This is a genomic window from Pseudomonas sp. PS01299, from assembly GCF_029960145.1.
Lineage (GTDB): Bacteria > Pseudomonadota > Gammaproteobacteria > Pseudomonadales > Pseudomonadaceae > Aquipseudomonas > Aquipseudomonas putida_A.
In genome coordinates this window covers 1-6,508 of sequence record NZ_JASCPO010000285.1, presented here as the reverse complement: position 1 = coordinate 6,508, position 6,508 = coordinate 1, and the positions used below count along the sequence as shown (strand labels likewise).

General features: G+C 60.9%; 8 protein-coding genes. All 8 read left to right on the top strand.

From position 1 onward, the window contains the following. The first annotated feature begins 543 nt into the window (after positions 1 to 543). The 8 genes from fliL to flhB are packed head-to-tail and all read left to right on the top strand — an operon-like array spanning position 544 to position 5,948. The gene (fliL, locus tag QMX91_RS27865) at positions 544 to 1,047 is read left to right on the top strand and encodes a flagellar basal body-associated protein FliL (RefSeq protein WP_047599975.1); all 504 of its coding nucleotides are present in this window, start codon (positions 544 to 546) and stop codon (positions 1,045 to 1,047) included. Positions 1,048 to 1,056: 9 nt separating this feature from the next. Beyond that, positions 1,057 to 2,025 (top strand): flagellar motor switch protein FliM, encoded by a 969-nt coding sequence (fliM, locus tag QMX91_RS27860; RefSeq protein WP_003222890.1) that lies wholly within the window; start codon positions 1,057 to 1,059, stop codon positions 2,023 to 2,025. Between the two features lie 52 nt (positions 2,026 to 2,077). Next, positions 2,078 to 2,539, top strand: coding sequence for a flagellar motor switch protein FliN (fliN, locus tag QMX91_RS27855; protein ID WP_164747895.1), 462 nt, complete (start codon positions 2,078 to 2,080; stop codon positions 2,537 to 2,539). Beyond that, on the top strand, positions 2,540 to 2,992 hold the full coding sequence (gene fliO, locus QMX91_RS27850) for a flagellar biosynthetic protein FliO (RefSeq protein WP_095139378.1): 453 nt from the start codon (positions 2,540 to 2,542) through the stop codon (positions 2,990 to 2,992). After that, the gene (gene fliP, locus QMX91_RS27845; RefSeq protein WP_282413691.1) at positions 2,992 to 3,750 is read left to right on the top strand and encodes a flagellar type III secretion system pore protein FliP; all 759 of its coding nucleotides are present in this window, start codon (positions 2,992 to 2,994) and stop codon (positions 3,748 to 3,750) included. Before fliO ends, fliP begins: the two co-directional genes overlap by 1 nt. Continuing rightward, the gene (fliQ, locus tag QMX91_RS27840) at positions 3,747 to 4,016 is read left to right on the top strand and encodes a flagellar biosynthesis protein FliQ (protein ID WP_007920026.1); all 270 of its coding nucleotides are present in this window, start codon (positions 3,747 to 3,749) and stop codon (positions 4,014 to 4,016) included. The genes fliP and fliQ overlap by 4 nt, the downstream gene beginning before the upstream one ends. A gap of 3 nt (positions 4,017 to 4,019) precedes the next feature. Beyond that, positions 4,020 to 4,805, top strand: coding sequence for a flagellar biosynthetic protein FliR (fliR, locus tag QMX91_RS27835; protein WP_047599973.1), 786 nt, complete (start codon positions 4,020 to 4,022; stop codon positions 4,803 to 4,805). Between the two features lie 3 nt (positions 4,806 to 4,808). Further along, positions 4,809 to 5,948 (top strand): flagellar biosynthesis protein FlhB, encoded by a 1,140-nt coding sequence (gene flhB / locus QMX91_RS27830; protein WP_097090136.1) that lies wholly within the window; start codon positions 4,809 to 4,811, stop codon positions 5,946 to 5,948. Positions 5,949 to 6,508: the final 560 nt, after the last annotated feature.

Below are 6,508 nucleotides of genomic sequence, written 5' to 3'. Positions count from 1 at the left end.
GGGGACCGATTGGGGGATGCTCGCGAAGTACGCCGACCGGATACTTGCGCTGTGAATCCATAATCGACTCGGTCTTTCAGGTCGATGTTTGACGCCTGACACCTCAGTCAGCCCCCTCTCCCTCCGGTACATACACTCCCACAGGGAGAGGGGACCGATTGGGGGATGCTCGCGAAGTACGCCGACCGGATACTTGCGCTGTGAATCCATAATCGACTCGGTCTTCAGGTCGATGTTTGACGCCTGACACCTCGGTCAGCCCCCTCTCCCTCCGGTACATACACTCCCACAGGGAGAGGGGACCGATTGGGGGATGCTCGCGAAGTACGCCGACCGGATACTTGCGCTGTGAATCCATAATCGACTCGGTCTTTCAGGTCGATGTTTGACGCCTGACACCTCAGTCAGCCCCCTCTCCCTCCGGGAGAGGGCTGGGGTGAGGGTGGCTTTTGACTTTAGCGTTACCTCCGACACTTCTGGCATAACACTTGCTCTTGCCTTGCCGTGCGACTGTGAAAACCCGATTAGTGACGGATTATTGGCATGGCGAAGAGCGAAGCAGCAGCTGTAAAAGACCCCGCGACCAAAGGCAAACTCAAGATGATCATCCTGATCGTGGTGGCTCTGCTGCTGGCGATCGGTGTGTCCGTGGGCGCGACCTGGTACTTCATGCACAGCGCTCAGAGCAAGCCTGCCGCAGCGGCCGAGGCTGCGCCGGTTGGCAAGCAGCCGGCGATCTTCGAGCCGATGGCGCCGGCGTTTGTCGCCAACTACAACCAGAACGGCCGTCAGCGCTACATGCAGGTGAGCATCACCATGCTGGCGCGTAACCAGGCCGATCTGGAGGCGCTCAAAGTGCACATGCCGGTGATCCGCAACAACCTGGTGATGCTCTTCTCCGGTCAGGATTTTGCCACCTTGGCGACTCCGGTCGGCCAGGAGATGTTGCGCCAGAAGGCTACCGCCAGCGTCCAGGAAGTGGCGCAGAAAGAGCTGGGCAAAGTGGTGATCGAACAGTTGCTTTTCACTAATTTCGTACTGCAGTAGGAACACGACATGGCCGTGCAGGATCTGCTGTCCCAGGATGAAATCGACGCGCTGTTGCATGGTGTCGACGATGGTCTGGTACAGACCGATAACGCTGCCGAACCCGGCAGTGTCAAAAGCTACGACCTGACCAGCCAGGATCGCATCGTCCGTGGACGCATGCCGACTCTGGAGATGATCAACGAGCGTTTTGCCCGTTACACCCGCATCAGCATGTTCAACATGCTGCGCCGCTCGGCAGACGTTGCCGTCGGTGGCGTCCAGGTGATGAAGTTCGGCGAATACGTGCACTCGCTGTACGTACCGACCAGCCTCAACCTGGTCAAGATCAAACCGTTGCGCGGCACCGCGCTGTTCATCCTCGACGCCAAACTGGTGTTCAAGCTGGTGGACAACTTCTTCGGCGGCGACGGCCGTCACGCCAAGATCGAAGGGCGTGAATTCACCCCGACCGAACTGCGTGTGGTGCGCATGGTGCTGGAGCAGGCGTTCGTCGATCTGAAGGAAGCCTGGCAGGCGATCATGGAAGTCAATTTCGAGTACATCAACTCGGAAGTGAACCCGGCCATGGCCAACATCGTCGGCCCGAGCGAAGCGATCGTGGTCTCCACTTTCCACATCGAACTCGATGGCGGCGGCGGTGACCTGCACGTAACCATGCCGTACTCGATGATCGAGCCGGTGCGCGAAATGCTCGACGCCGGTTTCCAGTCGGACCTCGACGATCAGGACGAGCGCTGGGTCAACGCCCTGCGTCAGGACGTGCTCGATGTCGACGTGCCGATCGGCGCCACCGTGGCCCGCCGCCAGTTGAAGCTGCGCGACATCCTGCACATGCAGCCGGGGGATGTGATCCCGGTCGAGATGCCGGAAGACATGATCATGCGCGCCAACGGCGTACCGGCCTTCAAGGTCAAGATGGGCTCGCACAAAGGCAACCTCGCGTTGCAGGTGATCGAGCCGATCGAGCGTCGCTGAAGCGGCGCTTTTCCCCCACGTATTTAACTGAATTGTTGCCCGCCGAGGACACATGATGAACGACGAAATGAACGCCCAGGACGATCAGGCACTGGCCGACGAATGGGCTGCGGCCCTGGAAGAGACCGGTGATGGCAGCCAGGCCGACATCGACGCGCTGCTGGCCGCCGACGCTGGCGCTGCAAGCTCCAACCGTCTGCCGATGGAAGAGTTCGGCAGCGTGCCGAAGAACAACGATCCGGTAACCCTGGACGGTCCGAACCTGGACGTGATCCTCGACATCCCGGTGTCGATCTCGATGGAAGTGGGCAGCACCGACATCAACATTCGCAACCTGCTGCAACTGAACCAGGGTTCGGTGATCGAGCTCGATCGTCTGGCCGGCGAGCCGCTGGACGTGCTGGTCAACGGCACCCTGATCGCGCACGGTGAAGTGGTGGTGGTCAACGAGAAGTTCGGCATCCGCCTGACCGACGTGATCAGCCCAAGCGAACGCATCAAGAAGCTGCGCTGAGTGAAACGGTTTCTCTGGGCTTTGCTGGCACTGCCATTGAGCGTGCTGGCCGCCGAGCCGTCGACGGCGACCACCGTGCCTGCTGCCACCGCGCCGATGGTCAACAGCGGCGTGGCCGGGCAACTGACGCAACTGGTGTTCGGTCTGTTGCTGGTGCTGGGGTTGATCTTCTTCCTCGCCTGGCTGTTGCGTCGAGTGCAACAGGCAGGGCCGGCGGGCAAGGGCCAGGTGATCGAGCTGATCGGCTCCCGCGCCCTCGGTCCGCGTGACCGGTTGATGCTGGTGCAGGTCGGCAACGAGCAGATTCTGCTCGGCTTGAGCCCCGGCACCATCACCGCGCTGCACGTGCTCAAGGAGCCGGTGCAAGTGCCGAGCAGCAGCGAAAAAGCGACCCCGGAATTTGCCCAGCATCTGCTGAAGATTCTCGGCAAGGATCAGAAGGATAAGAAGTAATGGGTGCGCTACGCATCGTCTTGACGCTGGCCCTGATGCTGGCCGCGCCACTGGCATTCGCCGCCGACCCGTTGTCGATTCCGGCGATCACGCTGGGCACTAACGCCGACGGCGCGCAGGAGTATTCGGTCAGCCTGCAGATCCTGCTGATCATGACGGCGCTGAGCTTCATTCCGGCGGCCGTGATCCTGATGACCAGTTTCACCCGGATCATCATCGTCTTCTCGATCCTGCGTCAGGCCCTCGGCCTGCAACAGACGCCGTCGAACCAGATCCTCACCGGCATGGCGCTGTTCCTCACCATGTTCATCATGGCTCCGGTGTTCGATCGGGTGAACAACGATGCGCTGCAGCCGTATCTGGCGGAAAAACTCACCGCCCAGCAAGCGGTGGAAAAGGCCCAGATACCGATCAAGGACTTCATGCTCGCCCAGACCCGCACCAGCGATCTGGAGCTGTTCATGCGTCTGTCCAAGCGCACCGACATCGCCACCCCGGATCAGGCGCCGCTGACCATTCTGGTGCCGGCGTTTGTCACTTCCGAGCTTAAAACCGCATTCCAGATCGGCTTCATGATCTTCATCCCGTTCCTGATCATCGACCTGGTCGTGGCCAGTGTGCTGATGGCGATGGGTATGATGATGCTCTCGCCGCTGATCATTTCGCTGCCGTTCAAGATCATGCTGTTCGTGCTGGTGGATGGCTGGGCGCTGATCATCGGCACCCTGGCCAGCAGTTTCGGAGGTGTCTCGCCATGACGCCGGAAGTTGCGGTCGATATCTTTCGTGAAGCCCTTTGGCTGACCACATTGATGGTCGCGATCCTGGTGGTGCCGAGCCTGTTGGTTGGCTTGCTGGTGGCGATGTTTCAGGCGGCGACGCAGATCAACGAACAGACCCTGAGCTTCCTGCCGCGTCTGCTGGTGATGCTGGTGACGCTGATCGTCGCAGGTCCCTGGATCGTGCAGACGTTCATGGAATACATCATTCAGTTGTACAAAAACATTCCGATGGTCATCGGCTAAGCCATGCAGTCGCTGCTTCAGCTGACCGACACCCAGATCAGTACTTGGGTGGCGTCGTTCATGTTGCCACTGTTTCGCGTCGCCTCGATGCTGATGGTCATGCCGGTGTTCGGCACCACGCTGGTGTCGCGCCGGATACGCCTGTATTTCGCCGTGGCCATTACCGTGTGCATTGCGCCGAGCCTGCCGCCGATGCCAGCGGTCAGCCCGCTGGATCTCAGTGGCCTGCTGCTGATTGCCGAGCAGATTCTGGTCGGTGCGGTGCTGGGGTTTTCCCTGCAGCTTTTTTTTCAGGCGTTTGCCGTGGCCGGGCAGATTGTCGCGATCCAGATGGGTATGGGCTTCGCCTCGATGGTTGACCCGGCCAACGGCGTCTCGGTGGCGGTGATCGGGCAGTTCTTCACCATGCTGGTGACCTTGCTGTTCCTGTCGATGAACGGCCACCTGGTGGTCTTCGAAGTGCTCACCGAAAGCTTCACCACGCTGCCGGTCGGCGGCGGCTTGATGACCGCGCAATACTGGGAGCTGGCCGGCAAGCTTGGCTGGGTTCTCGGGGCGGCGTTGTTGCTGGTGCTGCCGGCGGTCACCGCGCTGCTGGTGGTCAACATCGCCTTCGGTGTGATGACCCGCGCCGCGCCGCAACTGAACATTTTCTCCATCGGTTTCCCGCTGACCCTGGTGCTGGGCCTGTTCATCGTCTGGGTCGGTCTGGCGGACATCCTCAATCAGTATCAACCGCTGGCCTCCGAGGCCTTGCAGTTGTTACGCGAACTGGCACGGGCGCGCTGAGCCATGGCAGAGAGCGAAAGCGGTCAGGACAAAACAGAAGACCCCACGGACAAACGGAAAAAGGACTCTCGTGAGAAGGGCGAGATTGCCCGCTCCAAAGAGCTCAACACCCTCGCCGTGATGATGGCCGGTGCCGGTGCTTTGCTGGTGTTCGGCGGCATGCTGGCCGAAGACCTGATGGAGCTGATGCGCCTGAACTTCACCCTCTCGCGCGAGGTGATCATGGATCAGGGGGCCATGGGCAGGTTCCTGTTGCAGTCGGGCCAGATGGCGCTGTTGGCGATCCAGCCGATCATGATCACCCTGTTGCTGGCGGCGTTGATCGGGCCGATCTCCCTCGGTGGCTGGCTGTTTGCGGCCGGCTCCATGGCACCCAAATTCAGCCGGATGAACCCGGCCGCGGGCCTGAAGCGGATGTTCTCGTTCAAGGCTGTGGTCGAACTGCTCAAGGCGCTGGCCAAATTTCTGATCACCCTGGGGGTGGCGTTGGCGGTGTTGTCGGCGGACGTCGATGATTTCTTGCGGATCGCCCACGAGCCGCTCGAAATGGCGATCATTCACAGCGTCACGCTGGTCGGCTGGAGTACGTTGTGGCTGGCCTGCGGCCTGATCATCATCGCCGCCGTCGACGTGCCGGTGCAGCTCTGGGAAGCCCACAAGAAACTGCTGATGACCAAGCAGGAAGTGCGCGACGAGCACAAGGATCAGGAAGGCCGGCCGGAGGTCAAGCAGCGCATCCGCCAGACCCAGCGCGAGATGTCGCAGCGGCGGATGATGGCGGCGATTCCCGACGCCGATGTGGTCATCACCAACCCGACCCACTACGCCGTCGCGCTCAAGTACGACTCGGAGAAGGGCGGCGCGCCAGTGCTGCTGGCCAAGGGCAGCGACTTCCTCGCGCTGAAGATCCGCGAAATCGCCGTCGCCAACAACGTCATGCTCCTCGAATCGCCGGGGCTGGCGCGCTCGATCTACTACTCCACCGAACTCGAGCAGGAAATCCCCGGTGGCCTGTACCTGGCGGTCGCCCAAGTATTGGCCTACGTCTACCAGATCCGCCAGTACCGCGCCGGCAAGGGCAAACGCCCGGATCCGCTCAAGGACGATTTGCCGATCCCGCCGGATCTGCGGCGCGATTCCTGACTTGACAGTGACGCAATAAAAAACCGCCATCCCGATTGAACGGGGCGGCGGTTTCTTATGCCTGACCCAAAGATATTTCGGCTCCTGCCGCGGTCATTGTGGTGAGGGGATTAATCCCCGATGGGCTGCACAGCGGCCCCAGACTTCAATCTTTCAGAAATACCGCGAGTTCAGGTTTTACGACTGCTGCGCAGCCGATCGGGGATGAATCCCCTCGCCACAGGTTCTTGCCTGCTTCTTAGCCCGGCAACTGCAGATTATCCAGCGCCCGATTCACCGCCAGCTCCCCCGCCTGACCCAATGAAACGTCGGCTCCTGCCGCAGTCACTGTGGCGAGGGAGCTTGCTCCCGCTGGGCTGCGCAGCAGACCCAAATCCTGTCACTGCAAATTTTCAGAAATACCGCGAGTTCAAAGTTTACGGCTGCTGCGCAACCGATCGGGGATGAATCCCCTCGCCACAGGTTCTTGCCTGCTTCTTAGCCCGGCAACTGCAGATTATCCAGCGCCCGATTCACCGCCAGCTCCCCCGCCTGACCCAATGAAACGTCGGCTCCTGCCG